This window comes from Alteromonas stellipolaris (assembly GCF_001562115.1).
In the GTDB taxonomy this organism is placed as follows: domain Bacteria; phylum Pseudomonadota; class Gammaproteobacteria; order Enterobacterales; family Alteromonadaceae; genus Alteromonas; species Alteromonas stellipolaris.
In genome coordinates, this window is the sequence record NZ_CP013926.1 from 3,256,081 (window position 1) to 3,277,907 (window position 21,827).

Annotated in this window: 14 protein-coding genes; 6 read left to right on the plus strand and 8 right to left on the minus strand. The window is 42.4% G+C overall.

The features are described from left to right. Positions 1-247 precede the first annotated feature (247 nt). Positions 248-601: a helix-turn-helix transcriptional regulator gene (locus tag AVL57_RS13950; RefSeq protein ID WP_158443227.1), complete on the plus strand. Its 354-nt coding sequence runs from the start codon at positions 248-250 to the stop codon at positions 599-601. Between the two features lie 102 nt (positions 602-703). On the opposite strand, the gene AVL57_RS13955 is transcribed toward AVL57_RS13950, so the two are convergent. The 3 genes from AVL57_RS13955 to AVL57_RS13965 all read right to left on the minus strand — a co-directional run bounded on the left by AVL57_RS13955 (position 704) and on the right by AVL57_RS13965 (position 6,792). Further along, positions 704-4,033, minus strand: a complete 3,330-nt coding sequence (locus AVL57_RS13955; RefSeq protein ID WP_057790402.1) for a serine/threonine-protein kinase — start codon at positions 4,031-4,033, stop codon at positions 704-706. 45 nt (positions 4,034-4,078) lie between these two features. After that, complete coding sequence (locus AVL57_RS13960) at positions 4,079-4,675, minus strand: ECF-type sigma factor (protein ID WP_057790400.1); 597 nt, start codon at positions 4,673-4,675, stop codon at positions 4,079-4,081. Between the two features lie 161 nt (positions 4,676-4,836). Continuing rightward, the gene (locus tag AVL57_RS13965; RefSeq protein ID WP_057790397.1) at positions 4,837-6,792 is read right to left on the minus strand and encodes an aminotransferase class I/II-fold pyridoxal phosphate-dependent enzyme; all 1,956 of its coding nucleotides are present in this window, start codon (positions 6,790-6,792) and stop codon (positions 4,837-4,839) included. A gap of 270 nt (positions 6,793-7,062) precedes the next feature. Here AVL57_RS13965 and AVL57_RS13975 point away from each other — a divergent pair, with 270 nt between their 5' ends. Then, positions 7,063-7,719, plus strand: a complete 657-nt coding sequence (locus AVL57_RS13975) for a crotonase/enoyl-CoA hydratase family protein (protein ID WP_057790393.1) — start codon at positions 7,063-7,065, stop codon at positions 7,717-7,719. 109 nt (positions 7,720-7,828) lie between these two features. Here AVL57_RS13975 and AVL57_RS13980 read toward each other — a convergent pair whose 3' ends face one another. Next, the gene (locus tag AVL57_RS13980) at positions 7,829-8,344 is read right to left on the minus strand and encodes an Mpo1 family 2-hydroxy fatty acid dioxygenase (protein WP_057790391.1); all 516 of its coding nucleotides are present in this window, start codon (positions 8,342-8,344) and stop codon (positions 7,829-7,831) included. A 271-nt stretch (positions 8,345-8,615) separates the two neighbouring features. Between AVL57_RS13980 and AVL57_RS13985 the strand changes: the two genes are divergently transcribed. After that, positions 8,616-9,671, plus strand: a complete 1,056-nt coding sequence (locus AVL57_RS13985; RefSeq protein ID WP_057790389.1) for a hypothetical protein — start codon at positions 8,616-8,618, stop codon at positions 9,669-9,671. Positions 9,672-9,966: 295 nt separating this feature from the next. On the opposite strand, the gene AVL57_RS13990 is transcribed toward AVL57_RS13985, so the two are convergent. The 4 genes from AVL57_RS13990 to AVL57_RS14005 form a co-directional block, all read right to left on the minus strand. After that, the gene (locus AVL57_RS13990) at positions 9,967-11,979 is read right to left on the minus strand and encodes a TonB-dependent receptor (protein ID WP_138118209.1); all 2,013 of its coding nucleotides are present in this window, start codon (positions 11,977-11,979) and stop codon (positions 9,967-9,969) included. 273 nt (positions 11,980-12,252) lie between these two features. Further along, on the minus strand, positions 12,253-13,545 hold the full coding sequence (locus AVL57_RS13995) for a PepSY-associated TM helix domain-containing protein (protein WP_082604866.1): 1,293 nt from the start codon (positions 13,543-13,545) through the stop codon (positions 12,253-12,255). Positions 13,546-13,548: 3 nt separating this feature from the next. Further along, positions 13,549-15,753 (minus strand): TonB-dependent siderophore receptor, encoded by a 2,205-nt coding sequence (locus tag AVL57_RS14000; RefSeq protein ID WP_057790385.1) that lies wholly within the window; start codon positions 15,751-15,753, stop codon positions 13,549-13,551. Between the two features lie 120 nt (positions 15,754-15,873). Continuing rightward, entirely contained in the window at positions 15,874-16,608 is a 735-nt protein-coding gene (locus AVL57_RS14005) for an SDR family oxidoreductase (protein WP_057790383.1), read from the minus strand. Between the two features lie 363 nt (positions 16,609-16,971). Here AVL57_RS14005 and AVL57_RS14010 point away from each other — a divergent pair, with 363 nt between their 5' ends. The 3 genes from AVL57_RS14010 to AVL57_RS14020 all read left to right on the plus strand — a co-directional run bounded on the left by AVL57_RS14010 (position 16,972) and on the right by AVL57_RS14020 (position 21,406). Beyond that, the gene (locus tag AVL57_RS14010) at positions 16,972-17,553 is read left to right on the plus strand and encodes a hypothetical protein (protein ID WP_061093592.1); all 582 of its coding nucleotides are present in this window, start codon (positions 16,972-16,974) and stop codon (positions 17,551-17,553) included. A gap of 5 nt (positions 17,554-17,558) precedes the next feature. Then, positions 17,559-19,121: a PepSY-associated TM helix domain-containing protein gene (locus tag AVL57_RS14015; RefSeq protein ID WP_057790379.1), complete on the plus strand. Its 1,563-nt coding sequence runs from the start codon at positions 17,559-17,561 to the stop codon at positions 19,119-19,121. Positions 19,122-19,309: 188 nt separating this feature from the next. Further along, complete coding sequence (locus AVL57_RS14020) at positions 19,310-21,406, plus strand: TonB-dependent receptor (protein ID WP_082604864.1); 2,097 nt, start codon at positions 19,310-19,312, stop codon at positions 21,404-21,406. Positions 21,407-21,827: the final 421 nt, after the last annotated feature.

A 21,827-nucleotide genomic window follows, 5' to 3' on the forward strand; every position in this document is an offset into this window, starting at 1 on the left:
GCTCCTTTCCTTCCTTAAATCGCGCAACTTGTCCGTCACACAGGTGAAAATTGCTATAGCAAAGCGCCGCAGAACCAAAAACATAAAAAGAATGGTAGAAACGAAAAAATTAAAATTTTTTTTGGAAAAAACCTGCGCATTTTCTTTCTACCGCGATAAGTGGAATAAAAACACAATACCGCCATAGCCAATTTCAAGTAGGTTAACGGCAATGAGGGCAAGTGAGGCAGAACGAAAAATACGGTTCATGGTGAAATTTGAACAACAGCTTAGCTGTGAAATGAATAGAAGAGCGCTAAGTCACGACATGTGTGATATACGGGTAAGTGATATGGCCAACGCCCTAAATATGGATGTGTCGACCCTTAGGCGCTTATGCCAGAAGCACTACGGGAAATCGCCTAAAGCTTGTATAGATACAATGCGTATTGCAGAGGCGAGGAAATTACTCTTAGTGGGTGAAAGACCTTCCACTATTGCCGATAAGCTGGGTTTCTATGAACACAAAACCTTCTCTACCTTGTTCAAAAAATATGAAGGTGTGAGCCCCGCAATTTATACCCAAACCGATAATACGAAGGCCTTCGCGGCAAGCCGCTAACAAGTTGCCGATACGCCTTCGCACCGCTTAATATCACAGGCTAATGACACAAATAATAACACGTGATTATTCGTAGGTGTTTTTAAGTGTTCTTAGATGCTGTTAATGCGGATTAACTACCGTAAATCGCTCATCGGACACAGCCCAATACCCTGAGTCACTGATGATAAGTATTTTATAGGCATTTCCTTGACCATTAAATTGCGCTGGATCTAACCCATACTCTCCCGAGTTGGGTGTCCTACTTGTCACTAAATACCAACGTCGTTTCAACACAGTAGTGATCTGCGCATTGCGTCCGTTGCCAATATTAATAGGGTTGTCGTGAAGTACATATATCCCTACGGCATCGCCTTTTAACGCGGCATTATCCCATTCAATAGTATTACGCTCGCCCACATTATAAACCTCAGAAGCTTCAGGTTTACTTATAGCATCAACGAGTAAACGAGGATTGATGGAATGGGTAATGCCGTTATCTATCGCAGTGCCATTTAGTACACCAAACGAGCCGTCACTGAGTGACCAATAGCCTTGATCGGATACCATCATTACCTTAAAGCCCTGCCCGCCATTTGCCATAAGAAAGAAAGGATCTATCTCTACTTCGCCCGTATTAGGAACTTGCTTAGCAAACATCTGCCAGCGCAAGCCTTGTATGTTTTCAAATGAATCAAACGCTTTGGCTTCAAAATTTAGTTTATGATTGATATACAAAGAAATGCTTTCGCCTTTAAGGGCATCTTTATTCCACTTAAAGGTAAAAGGCGTACCCATTTTAAGGTTATCCCCGTGGGTTGGCGCGGTTACCCCAGCAACTCTTCGATTACTCACTAAGCGATTTTGCCCCTCTAACGCCACCATATGAAGGGTCTTAAAATCAGGTGCTATTAATACCTCTGGGGGCAAAATACTGGCAAGCGTATCGCCATACTCTTTGCTTATGGGAAGCGAGCTCGATGTTGCTAACATTTCGTCAGCTTTTTGCTTCTCTCCCTTAACCGCATACGCCGAAGCCAGGGCTAAGTGTCTTTCGATATCATCGTTTTGAGTATGTGTGAGCCCATATTCAATCGCTAAATCAGTAAATCCTGCACGTAAAGCAGTATGGATAATATAGGCGGTATGTTCACCCAAGGTATCTTTTGCGGCCAATGCTTGAATATCAGCTTGCTTCACCGCAGATCCCAAACCTATTTCACTATTCAATGCCACCAGCGAGAAGAAAAATGAGAAAGAAGCCGCTAAATTTTCGTTGGACGCGCCGTCATTATTTTTCGGCGCTTTTATTTCCGCTGCCTTAATAACCGATAGCGCACTTGTGAAATCATTAACAAGATATAAGGCTATTGCTTGTTTTAACTTTAACCGAGCACAATGGCTTTGTTGTTCACACAAGGCTACCGCAGATTCAATAAAAGACACACTCTGAGCATACATTTTGCCGTAGGCATAATAGTTGTGTTGTTGCTCATAAACTTTTATAAGTTGATTTTCAAACAAGGGCGTTAGTGCAAGGTAAATACTTTGCTGCTTACTAAGTAAAAACTCTACCACAAGTGGGTCGTCTATTAGCGCCGCGGTTTCTAGTAGGTATCCATATAATTGCGCGAGCTCTGGATTGGTTGCATTGTAGGCTTGCTCACCTAATGCCAATGATGATTTCATTCGTGCTGCTGCGCTATTCATATCGCCGGTTTTAGCTAACGCTAATGATTTCATACCTTCAAACCATGCTTTTTGGTGGGTAGGCATATCAGACGGCAAGGGCCCCTCCCCCCTAGTAAGTAACGTTGCAGGCTCGTGTCTAAGCAAAATTTCCCATTGGAATTTTTGCAGCCTAAACTTATCTTCCGGCAACATTTGCTTGTCGAACTTGTTTAGAAGATTCGCTAGCGTATCTAACACTTGCGAGCTTTGTGTTTCGGCGTACTCAATCTGAGCTTTCAGAAATTCGCTTTCAAAGGTACTGGGGTAATCATTATTATGTTTTGTAAGCCACTGCATCGCGCCGTTAACGTCACCACTGTAATACGCTATTTTTGCCTGCATCAATGCACCGCTAGCATCATCCGTATCTAATCGCTCAATAACGTACTTAGCTTTCTCTACGTACCCTAAGTTCAATAGCGCTTGCGATAAGGTGGCCACAATCGATGCGCGGGTTTCGCTATCGCTCAGCGATGTGGAAAACGCGATATCAACACCATGGTTAATAAAGTCAGCGGCACTTAACGCGCCACCGCCTTCTGATTGTGGTGAGTGCGCCAAAAATAACTCGTCGTAAAAAGAAAGTGTCTGCTGTGTTTTCTTAGACTCTTGTATTAACGACTTATTTTGTATAAACAGCGCAGCCGCCCCCAACACCAGCACGCAAGGGATGATTAAGGCCGATAACGCAGTTGCAGGCGAACGTTGAAACCATTTTTTATAGTAATATGGCTTGCTGCTTTTAAACCACTTAAGTGGCCGATTAGCCAATAAACATTCCAGTGCATCGTTAAATTGCTCGGCACTTTGAAAGCGTTCCTTCGGGTCGCTAGATGTAGCTTTTTGAATGACCGCCTCAAATTCAGCATTGGTGGTGTGATGCTGAAACATAAACGCCATCACTTTACCTAGCGCATAGATGTCATCGGTTACCTTTGCTTGGTCGCCACATTGTTGTTGAGGACTTGCAAAATGATTACTGACTGCGGTCAGCTGTTGGTTATCTGGATGGTTTAACGAGTGAGAAATACCAAAGTCGAGTAATTTGGGTTGGTTATTTTCATCCACAATAATATTCGACGGTTTAATATCAGCGTGAATAATACCGCTTTGATGCGCTTCAAACAGCGCACTACAAAGTTTAATCAATATTGTGAGATGTGCACTTGTGCTGCCCGACAAACTTTCTTTTTTTAGTAATGGTGCCTCAGATAGAGGCGCGCCCTCAATATATTCCATGACCAAATAGGGTATATCTTCTTCGGTGACATCGATGGTATAAATTTTAGCTATGTTAGGGTGATTTAAATTGGCTAAATGTTGCGCCTCTCGTTGTATAAAGTTATCACCCGCTAAATCTGCAATAGATGAGTAAACAAACTTAATCGCGACTTTTTGCTCAATTAATCCGTCATTTCGCTGACCTAAATACACTGCCCCCATTCCGCCATGACCAAGCTTCTTCTTCAACAGGTAAGGCCCAACTTGGCTACCTTCTAGAGATTTCGCGTGATTATCATTACACAATAAATCGGCTTGAGCCCCCACTAACTGTGTGAAGCCACTTCGTTGTTGATTCGCATAATGAGCATCGATCAATGCCAAGGTTTCAGCAAATATTGGGGCTTCTTTGGGACATAACTGCGACAAATTTTCGCGCATTTTAGCTTCATCCAACCCAATAAGGTGCTGAAAAAAGAGTAAGGCATTTTCAAACTTCATGAATAGCTCTTATGGTTTAACTGAACAACATTATGGCGGGGTGAACTATGCGGCTTCGCACTGAACTCGAAGGTAGGCTTTCGCCGCCGACAATTCGTTGTAAACCGTAGATTCGCTTAAATTGAGCTGAGAGGTTATTTCGCCTACATTTTGCCCTAGATAATAGTGAAGAAGCGCTATTTGGTAACAACGCTTAGATACATTTTCGAGTGAAGATAACGCATTGTCGAAACTAAGATATAAACCTGAGTCGATAGAAGCGTCGGTTATCTGTAGCATGTCTTCTAAATCGTTAGTGCGTTTTTTCGCAGAGCGCTTTTTAATTTCATCTTGCAGCATCCAGCGCACAAACACCGCGAGAGAAGCATAAAACTGCTGCCTATTTTCAAAGATTTCATCAGGAGCAGTCAGTTTGATAATGACATCGTGAAGGAGTGAGGTGGTATTAGGAAGCTTGTCGAGCAGGCTAAGCGCATTGTCAGACCCCGCTTTTTTGCTAATTTGCTTTTTCACCATGCCTTTTAAATGATAGTAGACAATACTACGAAGCTGATTGGCACTTTTTAAATCGTTATTAATTACCCAAGCGTTTAACACTTCGGTAAATTCGCCGCTTGTATCCCTCAAATGAACATCTTCCATACTGCTGCCTAGCGCATTGGCTAATCACTTTATTTACCAACATAGAAATAATATGGCGATTAGTCAACGCTTAAATGCACTTTATCTTAAGTAATAATTCAAAAACCCTAAACTCAACCACAGTATAATCATTTGTTATTACTAACAATTACTTACACTCATTAATCAGGACATTTAACATAGAGCTCACCATCGTAAAGCCCTTGTATGGTGAGTTTCTGATTAGACAAAGACCGCAAATAGTTAATGTGATCATCCTCTATTAATTGTCCAGGAATAAGCAGTGGAATGCCCGGCGGGTAAGGTGTCACCAACCCAGCGGCAATACGCCCCGCACTGTCTTGCCAATCGATAGACTCCCGCTTCCCGAAAAACGCTTTAGAGGGTAGTTCGACTAAGTTGATGGGCGGAATAGTGGCTGGTATAACACTACGGCTTTTGCTTTTATTCAGCGAAACCTTGCCTTCATCTAGCTTTTTAAGGGCGTTATATAGTCTGACAATTTTAGAGCGCATGCCGCCTAATGTTAGCAATACTAGAATAGTGCTATGAGTAAACTTCTCTATTTCTAACCCCACTTCGTCCATCAAAAATCGATGAATTTCTTGATTCGAATATTCTAATGCAGAAATATCGATAAGAATTTTAAGCGGGTCGTGCCCCGTGTTATCTTGCTCAAAATGGGGAAATACACGCGCAAAGTCTGCTTTTTCTAAAATACGAATTCGGCTAAAACGCGCTACCTGTTGTTTCAACTCTTCTACGTTGGCCAATAATTCGTTAAGTATTTTATAGCCTTCCATTTCTAACTGCTGTCGACACACATCAAGGGATGCCATTAGCTGGTATTTTGGTGATGTACTGGTGTGAATGCTGTAAATCTCTTTAAAGAAATCACGGTCGAAGTCAGGGTCGTTAACGTGAATAAACGAGGCTTGAGAGAACGCCGAGACTACTTTATGTGCTGAATGGGTAACGTAATCAGCACCGGCTTCAATAGCGGAATACTCTCTAAACTGAGGATGAAATAAGGAATAGGCAAACCACGCTTCATCGATAAACACCTTAATGCCGTGTTTGTGCCCTAGTGCCACCACTTGTTTCAAATCAGTAAGCAGGCCATCGTAGGTACATCCCGTCAGCACAATCAGCTTAGCGTCAGTATTCGCTTCAATAACTTCTTTTAACTGCGACAAACGAGGCGGTGAAAATATACCGTAGTCTGGGTTGAACACGCTGTCTAAATACACGGGCATAGCGCGGGCTTGCACAATGCCGTAGTGCACCGACTTATGGCAATTTCTGTCAGCGATGACTTTATCGCCTTCTCGCAGTAAGGTTTGCAGAATAATTTTGTTTGAGGTTGATGAACCATTAGTCACGAAATAAGACTGCCTAACTTCAAAGGTATTGGCGACATTCGCCTGAGCCCTGCCAATAGCGTGAGTACCATCTGAAAGTGAACCGAGGGAGTCAACACTTACTGATAAATCACTCACAAATACATTTCGCCCAAAGAAGCGGTAGAAATCACTGATGTAGGGAGAGTTTCTAAAGCTTGCCCCACCGCTGTGACCTGGCGTATGCCAAGAATCATTCGCTTCTACCACATAGTCTTTATAAGCGGTCCAAAACGGCGTTTCGTTTCTGTCATCAAAATCGTTGATGATGTAACCCAAAATAGATTCCGGATCGGAAATAATATCATTGCGATAGAAAAACGACTCCATGCCACTGGCCTGATTCACAATATCTAAACCCTTTATAGCGTCGCCCAATACATAAACAGGCAACTCTCTGCGGATCGCTTTAATAGCACTAATCACTACTGCATTGTTTTCTAGCTTTGGTTTTTCTTTCTTCTTAGCCTGATTAAGACTTGTGCTCATACTCACTTCATCAAGTAAAACCGTGGTATCCCAGCTAAATACCACAGCCTGTATTTCGCCGTCGTTTCTTACCACATCAAGGGCGCGTGATACTGAAACTGCCTCGACAACGCTCATTTCGATATCCGGTCTGTCGAACAGTTCTATGGTAGAGCGAATACTGTCAGACAGTTGCTCTAATAATTCTTGTGAATCTTCAATGATCAGAATTTTTAATTTTGGAAGCATAGTATGGTTAACGTAAGTAATTAGAAATAAGCTAGAAAAAGAGTGTACGCCTGAATTGCTAAGTTGTCAGCGTACCTGATTCTACGCGCGGAAAAATGCTTTCTTTTAGTAGGGTAAAATGCGTGAATATAGATCACGGGCTCTATCCCACAATCTGCCAAAAACTCAATTATAAGCGAACGCCAATACCCTTCATTATTTAAAAAAACTTGCTTCTTAGCGTCACTAAAAACAAACTCCCCCAATAGTATTAACAATAAAGAGGCAGTGATGGCTTTCGAATTAAAAATTGAAAACAAGGTAGCACTTATTACCTTTGATGACGGGAAAGTAAACGCAGTGGGCTTTACCCTTATTGATGCGTTAAATAACGCATTAGATGAAGCTGAGCAAAAAGCTGATGCAGTAGTAATGTACGGCGGTGCCGATAAGTTTTGCGGCGGCTTCGACCTTTCCGTTATGAAAGCTGAAGATAAAACCGAACAAGTTAAATTAGTGCAAGCAGGTGCCGACTTAATTATACGGCTGTACAGCTATCCTAAACCCCTTATTGTTGCCGCTGAAGGCCATAGTATCGCGCTAGGGGCAATATTCTTGATGGCCGCTGACTTACGTATAGGTAAAGATGGTGACACTAAATATGGTTTAACCGAAACCGCTATCGGCATGGTTTTACCTGCGTTTGGTATGGAACTGGCGAAGTCACGTTTAGCTCCAACTTCTTTAACCGAAGCATTACTTTTTTCGCGCGTATATCCAGGGAAGGAAGCCGTAAAAGTGGGCTATTTGGATGCAGCAGTGCCTCAAGATCAAGTACTTGCTACCGCAATGGGCTATGCTGAAAAACTTAAAATGTTGCCTGCGAAAGCGTTTGCAGAATCGAAGCTACAACTTCGCAAAGAAACGCTATCAAAAATGCGTGGCTAAACAAAAAACTAAAATGGCACCGAAAAGGTGCCATTTTCTGCTCGCGCTGTTTCAATATTTTCGTTAACTAACGAAGCGTGCTTCATTGTGTACCAATTGGGCGTTTTAACTAATGCACTGCACCTGAAGTTTCTTCAATTTTCGCTTGAAGTTCTCCTCGCAAACCCAATTCGAAACCAAGTTCTGCAACCACAAACAACGGCCCAATAGCCAAGCCCATAATATCGTCTACGAAGGCTGGTTTTTTGCCTTCAAAATGATGCCCAACAAATTGTAAAATCCAGCCGCCAACAAAAATACCGATTGAAGCAGATAGCCATAACCATGTTGCGCTCTGCGCTAAAGGCTGTGCGATGTAAAGCAAAGCCCCTGTTAACACCACCATAGTTAAGCCAAGTTTCACATCTAACTTTAAGTAAAATACATTACCTATTACCCACACGAGCAACGCAGGGCTTAGCAATAATGCACCTACAATTGGCGCTGTAACTTCAAAAGCCGGGCGGCTTAACAAGCTTAAAAACGCAAAAACAATAAGGGGAATACCAATGTAATGGGTAAAGATATTACGCTGATCTCTATGGTATTTAGCGTACTCACTTAAATGCTGCTCAAGCGTTTTCATTTAGCTACCTGTAAACTTTTTCTTATACTGGGGAGAGATTATCGAGAAAAAGCACTTCACACTGTCGTAAAGCCGACAATTATTTCAAATTGATAAGTAGTGCATACCATAGTAGGCACCAGAATAGTCGGCACCATTAGGGCGAAGCTCCTAAAAAAGGTTTAATCGCCAAAGCCACTAAAAATTGCCTTATCGCGCAATATAACTTACCTTTTTGAAGACAAAGATAAAACCAAAAATCATTGAGTTATAAATTTTACAAGGATGTTTCATGCGCAAGGCCATTCGCTTTAGGCTACTTTACTTATTATTCGCCGTTGCTACTTACGTTTTAGGCTTCACCTTATTACCAGAAACCATTAGCTCTTCATTCGACCAGATACTTTCTGCTGGCTTCCTGATTGCCTACTTTGTAATACTCCCCGCTGTTTTTTGGTTTTGTGTAATTAAAATCGGTGAGCAGAAAAAATGGAAGATTATTATTCCGTTCAGTATTGCCAGCGTGGTGGCCCGTTATTCCATGCCCGACACTCTTGCTAGTTACTTTGAATTTTTAAGCCTGGTACGCTACCCCATTATCGCCATACTGCTTATTATTGAGTTTGTGGTTATTTATCACGTGGTTTCAATGCTCTGGAAATCAAGAAAGCTTAAAGGTGACCCTCGAATTAACACGTTAATTGACAATATTGATGCGGACGATAAGAAAAGAGAAATAACCTTAATTATGGCCAGCGAGCCGGCTAGCTGGTACTACGCTATTCCTAAGTTTACAAGAAACCATACTGCCACTTTGACCAATTTATCCTTACTCAGCGCCAAACGATGGCACTTCGCTTTAGTACTGTTAGGCTTAATTGCTGTTACGTGGGTATCTTATTCTTTATTAATTTTATGGAGTGAAATTGCCGCCATTATTGTCGCGTCGGTCATTTTCTATTGCATTGTTAGTGTCACGGCGAGTCATCGAATTAGCAGGCGCTTTTCTGTTTATTGTCACAATAATCACCTCATTGTGAATGCCACCTTTTTCAATCTGCTTTTTGTTCCCTTATCGCACCTTAAAGCTTGTGAAGCAGGCGAGTGGAAATGCGACAAAGAGCAATTAAAAATAGGTCGCGGTACGGCGAATATCAAGCTTACGTTTTCAATCCCCGTTTATTGGTTCACGCTGATGGGTACCTTTTGTGAACGCCCTACCGAAGTCTATTTATGTGTAGATGCACCACATGAACTCGTGAATTCTCTAAATACTGGTTACTTAACAACTGGGGATTTGAGCGCTGGAACAACTAATGACAATATTGATAAATCAGCGTGTGCTTAACGAACACAATACAACGTAGTCAGTAAATCAAGTTGCTAATGCGAAGATGTTTTGAAGCGCTGTCTATTTTAAAAGAAGGTATTTTAAAAAGAAGATACTTTGGTGCGATTTAAGGCGAAAGGGTTTAAGGAGGCTTTTAGTGTGGTTAGTTGCTTAAATAATGCGATATATACTGGGTAAATAAAACAGCCCTCTAGCTTAAATAAGCTAGAGGGCTGTTAAGTATTACGGCTAATTATTACGGTGCTTTTCAGCAGTATTTTTTTACCATGCTATTTTCACCGTATAAACGCTATTACAGAGACGTTTTGAATTCTATGCGAGCAGTCGCACCGTCACCAATAGTCACGTTGTTAATTCCGCCACCAACAAGGTAATTGGTATCAAATACGTTTTCTACATTTAACCTTACATCAACTTGTTTACCCATAATATCAGTACGGTATGTCGCACCTATATCAACACGGCTGTAAGCGTCTTTTAACACAGTATTGGCGTTGTCAGCATAGCGCTCGCCCTGATAAAAGATACCCGCATTTAATGCTAATTTCTCAGTAACTTCGTAGCGGCTCCATAATGACGCTGACCATTTAGGCGCATCAACTGGCGTATTGCCTTCAAAGTTCTCGTCTTTTTCATACTCAGCATCTAAGTACATCATAGATGTCATCACAAACCATTTATCGCTTACCGCACCTTGTGCAGCAAGTTCTAGGCCTCTGTGAGTTTGCTTACCAGATTGGGTAGTAACCGTGGTGTAAAGTGGGTCGTTCAATAACTGCTCTGAAATAAGGGTTCCCGTTTTTTCTATATTAAATAGTGCACCATTTAACAATAGACGTTCTGATACTTCCCATTTCGCGCCCAACTCTACTTGCTTTGAAGTAGTTGCATCTAATTCCATACCAAAGTTTTGATCAAGTTCGTCTTCAATGGTTTCACTTGATTGAGGCTCAAACCCTTCTGAGTAGTTCACATAAATCGTGCTGTTCTCTGCTGGGTGATACAACACCCCAACTTTTGGCAATAAAGATTCGTTGTCAGCGCCTTCACGACTCTGCTTATCGAAGCGACCACCAATGGCAACTTGCCATTGATCGTTAAACGTCATCAAATCTTGGAAATACACACCGTAATAATCGTATTCAGTGGTACTTAAGGTTTCATCATTATTGAAGTTTAAATCTGGTTTAGCAGGCTCTGGTTGCCCTACGGTGTAGGTGATTGAATCCCCTCTTTCGATAAGCTGGCCATAATAATAATCCAGTGAGTTTCCGCCAATAAGGATATTGTGCTCAATACCACCAAACGAAACTTCACCATTAAAATCGATAAACGCGGTTTTAAATTGCCAATCATCTGAACGATCGTATGGGTTAGAGGTATAGCTGTTACCAATTTCGTAGTCTGAAGGAAGTCGAGGCGATGATTCAAAACGCTGTCTTTCAAACGATTGCTCGTTGTAACCCACCTTCACTTGCCACTCTGGATTCATGAAATAGGTTAATTTAACCCCTTTGTTTTCAACATGGATATCAGTGAACGCCCACGAGAAGTCGTTAATGGTATTTCTATTACTTATTACGTTAGCATCTTCATCTAACCATGCGCCGGTATCTAAACCTGCTTTATCGTTAGTGCGATCGTAATAAGCATTCACTATTAAGCTGTCGTTAATTTTATGTTCAAGCACCAATGAACCTAGGAAACGATCACGCTCTCTTGTTTCGCCATTTTGATATTCGCGATCGAAATTAACATCCTGCTTTACCAATACCGCGCGATAGCCTGTATCTTCGGTAATCTCGCCACCAGCATCTAGCATAAATCGTGTAGAACCATATTGGTCGGTGTCTGCGCTAACTTCCAATAAACGAGATGCCGTAGGTTGCTTGGTTACCATATTAATAAGCCCACCTGGTGCAGACTGACCATATAGAATACTTGAAGGCCCTTTGATAACCTCTACTCTTGAAAGCGTTTCGATTGGCTGTTGATAGTGAGACCAATGTTGATGTCCGTCACGTAAATAGCCGGTAGAAGAGCTCAATTCAAAGCCACGAGAGCTGAATACTTCACGGTTTCGTTGTTTAGAACCCGGTGACAAACTTGCATCGTTATTGAGTACTTCCCCTAACGTGGTGGCAAGCTGCTCATCAATAATAGTTTCAGGGATTACTGTTACTGCTTGAGAGGTTTCAAGCAATGAGACATTAGCACGCATAGCACCGGAAGCATCACCTACTTTATAGTCGTTAAAATAGGTACCTTTTACCTTGATTACTTCTACTTCGCTTTCGCTTGTCATTGTTTCTTCTGCGTAAGCCGCATTCGATAATGCAATGCCCCCAACGCTCAGACCCAAGCCTAGACCCAAACTTTTGCCTAACTTAAGGCCTAAACGAACTTTTACTGATGTGCGACTAAGTTGCATCTTTGTTTTCCCTTTACACAAAACTGACAGTAGCTTTCAAAAAACGCGATGCTACCACAAACACAAATGATAAACATTCACATTCAGATAATTATTTTTAAGATAAGCTAACATCTGTATTGATAAAAATAGAGAAGAAAGTCTTTACTAACCGCCAAAAGGTAAATAGATATAGGCTCCATAGCCCAAGCAAGTAATAACAGCAGAAGTAAAGAACCACGCTACCCACCCCACCTTTTGTAAAGCGGCTTGCCAGGTCCGAAACGGAGTATTGGGTAGTGATTTGACTGTTAGCCGGGCATTTTTCATCGGTGAGCTTTTAGAAGAAATACTTTTACCTTTTCGCCCTACTTGCAATCCGTACATGTAAGTGCCAGTTATACAAAGGCCAGTAAGAAAAACACCAAATATAAAATACAGAAGCTTACTCAATAACTTAGCCGTATTTCCTTGCACTTCCCCCCACACGCCAAAATGCAACGGGTCGGCTGCTTCTGAAACACGGGTATGTAACGAGAAATCACTACCATCTTGCTTAAAAACGGCTTCAGCAGAAACGGGGTCAAATTGAATAGTGTTCGCTCGGTTTCGTACCAGTATTGCACTAGCTTGCCCTTGAAACGCCACTACCCCACCCGCTTTGTTAGGAAAGCGCACTTCTTCGATACTAAGGGCTGGGAATTGCACGCGAGCAATATGCAGCATAGTGTTAAGCGAGGTTTGCGTTGGCATTACAGGTTCATTTATCGCGTCATCGGTTACAGCGTAACCTTTGTCTGTACTAGGAGCGGCTGCGCCCCAACGCTCAGCTAAATACCAGCTGCCGGTAAGCCCTATCACAAGCAAAAACCACAAGCTCCAAACACCCACGATTCGGTGAAAGTCGCCCCAACGGGTTTGTCTGTGCCGCCAACGAGGCTTGCGAAAGAAGCCCTTCCACCAGTGCCTATAAATATATAAGCTAGATATCAGTAGGGCTAATATAGCAATAGAAAAGGCACTTACAATGGTAATACCAAGGGTTAGCGGTAACATTAGATGCCGGTGGGTTACACGAAAAAAACGCTGCCAATTTAACCAGCGTCCGTCACCTAAATATTCACCGGTTGTGGGATGAAAAAACAAGCGATGCCGCAAGCTATCCTTATCTCGATAAATAACTTCTGCACTGAACCAAGGGTGAAGAGGCGCGTGGATAGATTCTATTTTTCGTACAGGGGTGGCTAATTTCGCAGTTTCATTAAGAGCTTGTACATAAACCGCCTGCCAATTCATATCACTTACGGTTGATGGGGCAACCCGTTTTGCAGGGTTAGCTAACCAATCAATTTCGTGTGACACCACAGAAAGCGTGCCGGTAGCTACAATAAAGCACAGCAGGATGGAAAGCTTAACGCCCACCCAACTGTGAATTGCAATCCATGTAGACTTGCTTAGCACTTATTAAAAGTTATATTGAAGCTGAGCGATAATTTCGCGAGGTTGCCCTGGAAAGTGGCCATTTCTTTCGCTAAATCCGCTTACTGCATATTCTTTATCAAACAGGTTGTTCACATTTACGCTAAGTAAAACCGCGTCCCATCGCGTTGTCCAGCTTGCATCAAATACAGTGAAAGGCTTCACCTTTTGTGCATCTGCACTTATTTGCTCGCTCACATAATTCACTCCAAAAGCAATCGATGAGTCGATACTGTCGATGGCATATCTTGTCCACAACCCGGCTTGATGACGAGGTGCATTTACAAATCTATCGCCCGCACCAAAAGTGTTACTTGAGCTACCGTCAACCACAATAGTATCGTTATACGCGTAATTTGCAGTTACGCTGATGGTATTGCTTATATCGCCTACCAAGGTAAATTCAGCACCGTCACTTTCTACTACACCAAAATTGATAAGTGCTGACTCGGTATCGTCATTCACGCCTTCAATATAGTCTGGGTTGCTATACACTAAGTTTTCTTTACTTATGTGGTACACGGCGAATGTGGTCATAATGCTGCCGTTCAACCATTCGTTTTTCACACCGAACTCAATGGCATCACCGCTAACCGGCTCTAGTGCGGTAACATTGGCATCAGCTTGGTCAGTAGCATCAACAGGATTGAAGCTTTCGGAATAGTTGGCGTACATCGACATCGCTTTAAAAGGTTTGTAAGTAATACCGGCACGATACGTTACATCTGAATCGTCGTATTCGGTACCAGTTTCTTTGTCTCGCTCGTCAAACCTATCGAAGCGTGCGCCAGCCATTACAATAATATTATCTGTCAGGTGCATCATATCCTGAATGTACAACCCCTGACGATTACGACGTATGCCGTCTCTATCTAAGTCGGTCAGGTTATAGGTACTAGGGTCGGTTTCGCCATAATTTAAGGTGAAGATATTTAAGTTGGCCACGCCGTCAGCTTCATACCGAGCACGTAAGTAATCGTACTCTGTGTCCATATAGTGCCAATCGCCACCAAACAGGAACTGATGCTCCACACCAGCTGCGTTGAAATCGTAAACAAAGTCGGTGGTTAAGCTGACTTCATCGTTAGCGCGGTATTGGTCTCGATATTCACGTTGAATGGTCTCGTCATCAATATTGGCTTCGCCGTCACCGTTAACATCAACCCAACTGCGGGACTCGTGATAAGCCTGATCTCGCTCATTCGTTAAATAGCGAAGGGTAGAATTAACTTTTAATGCGTCGCTAAAGGTATGTGCTAACTGGGTTTGAAAAACAAATGCTTCCATATCTTGAAAGTCACTTTCTTCATTCGCGTTATAGGTTAAATCAACAAGGAAATTACCTTCATCATCTACCGGTACGCCGCGAAGTCGATGACCACCTAGGTTTTGTACTATGTAATCGAAGGTAGTGGTTAATCGAGTGTTGTCGCTAACATCGTAAAGTAAGCCGCCAGCAAGTTCGATATTTTCCATATCTGCGTTATTTCTAAAGCTATCTTGGACTTCATAAAAGCCACCAATTCGATAGGCTACATCTTCTGTTAGCCCACCTGTCGCTTCACCTGAAATACCGCGAAGGTCATAGTTACCACCTGTTAGGGTTATTTCTTTATTTTCGGTAAAGGTAGGTTTTTTGGTGACGTAATTAATCATGCCTCCAGGTTCACCACCGCCGTATAACGCTGCCGCAGGACCTTTCAGTACTTCTACTCTGGCGACATTGAATAAGTCAGGCACACTAAAGCCTGAGTAAGGGTCGCCCCTTACACCATCATAAAATACGTTGTCTTCGTCTCGAAAGCCGCGAAATGTCACGCCGGAATAGCTGTACTCGCTGACGCCAGCGATAGAGCGATACAAGTCGGTAATATCACGAGCAGCCTGATCAGCAATAAGCTGCGCACTAAGTACTTGTGCTGACATGGGAATATCGATGAGATCGGCATCAGTTTTAGTACCAATTTTGGTTTTGGTATCTAAATAAAACTGCTGCGCCCTCCCTTTTACTTCAACACGCTCTACCGTGTCAGGTTCACCCTCTTGAGCCTGTCCATTAGACTCTGCATGAACTGCAGCTTGTGGGGGTATAGCAGATTGAGCGTAAACATTAGTAGAACTAAGTCCAAGAGAAACGAACCCAGATAAGCCAGAAAGAAAAATTCCAAGTGAGGTAGTGCTGCGCGACATTTTTTATACTCCACTAAAGTATAAAGGGATAAAATTTGGCGCGCACCTTAACCTAAATAAGAATCATTTTCAATTGAGTTTTAAGAACTTTACCTTTATTAAAATATTTATCGCGATATGTTAAACAATTCCTCCATTTGCTCGTAACACTTGCCCATTAATCCAATGCCCTTCGTCACTGGCTAAAAAGTTAACTACATTCGCTATGTCTTCTGGCTGGCCTAGCCTTTCCATGGGGCTCATATTGGCAAGCTTATCGATGAACTCTTGGGATTTTCCTTCGGTAAACAAATCAGTTTCAGTAGGCCCCGGCGCTACACAATTTACCGCGACATCCTTACCTCTAAGCTCTTTTGATAAAATAGCCGACATGGTTTCAACCGCAGATTTTGTAGCAGCATAAACGCCGTAACGCTCTAATTTCAGCCCCACTACACTGGTGGATAAATTGATAATACTGCCGCCTTGATGAAGATGCTTTGAGGCTAAGCGAAGCATGTTAAATACCCCTTTCATATTAACGTCGAATTGTTTATTAAAATCGTCATCGCTCGTTTCGTTAAGTGTTGAAAGCACCATCACGCCCGCATTGTTCACCAATACGTCTACCTTGCCAAATTCCTGCAACGCTGCTTCAAACAAACTTTCTGCCTGAGTGGTTTTCGAAACATCAGCTTGCACAGCAATCACTTGCCCACCTCTACCTTTGATTTTATCAACGAGTTCGTATGCCGCATCGCTACTACTGGCGTAATTGATGACCACGGCAAAATTACTTGCCGCTAACTTTTCAACGATACTTGCGCCAATGCCTTTCGCGCCACCTGTTACTAAGGCTACTTTTACATTTTCCATATACTACCTACTGTTTAATCTTTTAAATACTGAGTTAATACAGGTTCAAATACTGTGATAATCAATGCTGCATTAACCAATCGCAAACCTACCTACAAATTCATACCCACGCCAAAGGTAGAAAGATTGATTTTGATTTGTAAACCCATGCCTTAGCTGAATAGCAATTCGCCTTTAAACAGAGGTTTAGAAAGTTGATTTTGTACCGTTTTTTTGAATTTGTGATCTAAAAATGTAAAACTACAAATAAAAATCATTTTTATTTGCATTGGTGAAAGTTAAACTTTAGTCTACTGCCACTTTAAAATATCTCGCGCAAAAAATGCGCACTTGTCACAACCCTAGTTGCAAGGAGCAGTAAAGGTGAACTCGGCAATATTGATAGGCGCACTCGTCTGTTTACTGGCTAATCTCGTGTTTTACGCAGGTTGTCCGAACCAACAATGGTTTAAGAAAAGTCTACTATCATTTAACACTGCACTGTTAATTGCCTTGGCGCTATTGGTGTTAAGCACGGCAATATTCAGCTTAACGTTTTCATTACCTGCCGCCATCTATACCATTATCACGCTGTGTATGTTGTTGTTGGGAACCCTTCCTTTCTTTACCCGTTACACCGCACCTCTTAAATCTGTACGCTCTCGCGGTACAGGGCTCACTAGAGATGAGAGTTACACTACCTTTAAGGCGCACTGGTGGTTAAAAACTATTGGAGCAACACTAATTAGTTTTCCCTTTGCATTATTCACTAGCAGTTTAATTAGTCTTCTTTTTCTTTCTAATACACCGCTTGATGTGAAGAGCCAATTTTTAATGTGGCTGATAGTCCCTTTTTGGTTAACCCCGATAAGCCTTATCTTTTTTGCTAAAAAACCTTGGCTGCCACTGGCTCTGCTCTCGCTTATTACACTGTTTGAATTTTCCGTCTTACAGGTTCTGGGGTAACACCAATGAAATTACAGAATTATAAAAGCTATCAGCAAGTACACATTTGGACCGGCATTATTTCAGGCTTACTGTTATTTATTTGCTTTGTGGCCGGTGCATTAACCATGTTCAAGGCGCCACTAAATATATGGGCTATGCACGAAAAAAATGCGCTACCAGCTATTGAACTAAACCAATATGACAGCCTCATTAAAACCGTTTTACAGACCCACCCCGACGCTAGTAAAGAGATGACGGTTTATCTTCCTTCTGCCCAACCAAATCATGCCCCAGTTACTTGGACTATTGAAGATGAAGCCACACATACACACACCTTTTGGCATGCTTCATTAGATAGCTCAGGGGAATTGGTAAGCGAACAAACCCATATTTCAGCTATTGGCGATTTTCTCGACCATATACACCGTACCGCGGGTATTCCTGGCGGCGATGATCATGATGCGTTAGGCATTTTCGTAATGGGATTTGTATCGATTTTGTACTTTGTGGCCATAGTGTCAGGTTTAGTCATTTTCCTACCCACATGGTTTAAAGATTTATTTAGCTTACGGAAAAAGAAGAACGGAAAAAGATTTTGGGTCGATTTTCATAATATTCTGGGCATTACCGCTCTGCCTTTTCACATTATTATTGCCATCACCACCGTGGTATTTGCCTACCACGATATTCTGTATGGCAGCATGCAACAATGGGTTTATAAAGACAGCCCTATGTTCAACCGACCCGCTCCTACAGAGATGAACCGAGGCGTTGATAATCTAATTTCAATTGCCCAGCTCACCAAAGAAATTACCGATATTGAACCCGAATTCGAGATTGCAGAGCTTCGCTTTGCAGGCCTAGGGACTCCCCGTGCAAGAGTGCTAGTAGGTGGAGAATTAGTCGGGGAAATTATACGTGGCCCCGATTACGCTTTCTGGGTTACCGATCCCTACACCGCATCCTCTGGATACACGGCTATGCTACCGTCAATTTCTGGTGTGCCAGGAAAGGTAGTGAATAGTTTCTTTACCCTACACTTTGGCGGATTTGGTGGCTCATTTATTCACTGGGTTTACTTTGCTATGGGCTTAAGCGGCGCACTGTTATTTTTAACGGGCAACGTGGTTTGGGTTGAGTCTAGACGCAAAAAACAAATTCAGAATAAGGCACCCGCAGAGCAAAAACGCTCAGTTCGTATTATGGCGCGGCTTACCGTTGGCGTGTGTGCTGGTACGGTTGTAGGTATCGTTTTGTCTTTGCTAGCAGCGAAAGTGTTCTCAATCGATAACCCCAATATTCGAACTTATCAGCTTATCGCTTATTACATCGGTTTTTTCACGCCTGTACTTTACAGCTTCATTGTGACGCCAATAAAAGCCGCAATCGATTCACTGTACCTATCGAGCTTGCTGCTCCTAGCCACTATTGGCATTACCCTTTATTTCAGCAGCAGTAGTTTATCTGCAAGCATTGATATTGGGGTTTGCTTAGTATCAGCAACGATACTGCTAGCTCTGCTAACTACCGCCCGTCATTTACAAAAACGCCGTTCGGCTATTCCTATCGATTCGGTGTGGGCTTAATCAGATAACAAAATACTTAGGAAAATTGCAAATGAAATGAGTATTTTCACCGTGTAGTTAGTTGCGCTAGCCGTTGGCGCAACCTTCCCATTCTAAACTGCACTTTTAAACTAAAACCCAATAATAATAAGCGCTCCTTCGAAGGTAGCCACATCGCTCATTTACACTTACTTTAAGGAAAAACTATTATGGCTTTCGGCACCACAAAAAACGTCTCAGATAGAAATTCAACACGGCTATCATCAAGGCTTTTACCAAGTACATCTTTGCTAGCACTCGCCATTTCTTCTGCCATAAGCGGCGTGCATGCACAAGAGATACAAACCCCAGATAGAGATATCACTGATATTGAAAAGATTGTGGTTATTGGTGAAAAAGCGAACCGTTCATTAAAAGACTCAACCACGTCAATTTCTGTTTTAACCGAAGAGGCAATTAATAACACCCAATATAAATCGGTATCTGATGCTATTTCTGATATTGCTAATGTGGTAGTTCCTTCAGGTTCCTTGCCCGACATTCGAGGGGTTTCTGGAAACGGTGCGGCAGGCGGTTTCAATTCTATTTCCGGTGGTGCGAACGGACGGGTAATGACGTTAATTGATGGCGTATCGCAACCTTTTGTGGCTGATTTAAGTGGCGACTCAGGCATGTGGGATTTACAACAAATTGAAGTATACCGCGGCCCGCAATCTACCAGTAATGGGCGTAACAGTATTGGTGGCGCAGTCTATATTAAGACGAATGATCCTAGCCAAGAGTGGGAAGGCGCTGCTCGAATAGGTTACAGAAACAACGATCAATACATAGATACTGCAGGAGTAATTTCAGGCCCGCTTATTGAAGATAAACTGGTGTTTCGATTGAGCGTTCAAAACTTGAATGCCGATACCATTACCGATGGTGAGGGTTATGAATCAAACTCACCCGACTATGATATTGATAAAATTGAAACCCAGCGCGTGCGTGGTAAATTACTATGGACGCCAAATGATGATTTATCTTTCACGCTTTCGCATACCTACAACAATGAAGAAGGTGACACTGGACGAGTTTACTACGCGTTAGAAAACTTAGAAGAATATAATCGTATCTACTTTCGAGATATTAGTACAACGGCCTCAACAACAGCATTAAATACTCAGTACTCAATTTCGGACAACATGTCTTTCGACTTGCTTGTTTCCTATATGGATTATGAGTGGGGCTTTGACACTTATGAAGCTTCGGATGATGCAGAGCAAACGTTGGTATTTGATGAAACAAACGTAACAGTAGATGCAAAAATTAACTTCGCCCTACCGAACAACAACATTGATGGCTTTGTAGGTTTGTATTATTTCGAGCGTGAGCAAGATATTTTGAGCACCGGCGCTTACCCCTACTACGGTAGCGATGAAAGCGAATCTATCGCTATTTATGGCGAAACCACGTTTGCGCTTTCAGATAAGCTCAATATTATTGCGGGTGTTCGAGTAGAACGAGAAAGCCAGTCTAGGCATTTTGTTTACGAGCCAATAGATTCGAATCTTGATGACGATACCAACATATTCTTGCCTAAGTTCGTTGTTCAATACGCTTTTACACCACAAACTACGTTAGCGTTTAGTGCGCGCAAGGGCTATAACGCTGGAGGCGGTGCACTAAACTTTACCGCGCAAGAGTACTATTACTATGAAGAAGAGAAGGTAAATACGTTCGAGCTAAGCAGCCGCACCCAGTTTGAAAATGGTACTGGTTTTATTAGTGCCAACATTTTCTACAACGATTACGATGGCTTTCAAGCACTCAGCTCTACACGATTCATTACCAATATGCCAAGTGTGGCGACATACGGCGCTGAGTTAGAAGTGCATGCTAATGTAACAGATAGTATAGAAGTGAACGCTGGAATGGGTCTACTTCATTCAGACATTAAAGATGCCGGTGAGGATTACACCGATGCGCAGGGCAATGAATTAAACTCAGCCCCTAGCTTTAACGCTAATGTAGGTGCCAAATATTGGGTGACAGATGCCATCAGCGTTGGCGGCTCTGTTCGTTACATAGGCGAATACTTTGGCGACTTCACCAATACCGCAGAACGGGTTGCCGGCGATTATACAATAGCCCGCTTCACTGCTAATTATACCTCTGACAACTGGCTGCTTACTGCGTATTTAGATAACGCGTTTGATGAAACTGCACTGGTATCGCAAGAGCCTGATAGTGCACGCTACCCCGGAGGTTATGCCGCCGTTGTCGACCCTAGAACTGTTGGTGTATCGGCCACTTATCGCTTTTAGTCTTTAGCTATAAGCTTAGGCTTTAGCAATTTGGAAACCGTTAAAAATAGTAAAGGGCATCATAAGATGCCCTATTTTGTGTTCGGTTGTTTACTCTTCTATTTTACACCATTCATAAGTCTTGGTATCTGTGTAAACCAAGGCCCCCTCCCATTTGAATCATAAACCGCAGCTACACGTGCATCGCAAGATTTACTCGCTTTTCTATCTAAGCCTATTATGGCGCAAAGCACTATCAAGCACATTTACGTGTGCGTATTTACTAATACAACTAATGTTCGTATATTTGCTTCAGTATTTTTTGGAAACTAACCTTCCATGTAATTGCTTGTAAAATCAGAATTTCGTCAGTAAGCCGTTTTTCGGTAGGCCACCTACAAGCTAGAGACTTATTGCGACATACTTGTAATTGAGGAAATTA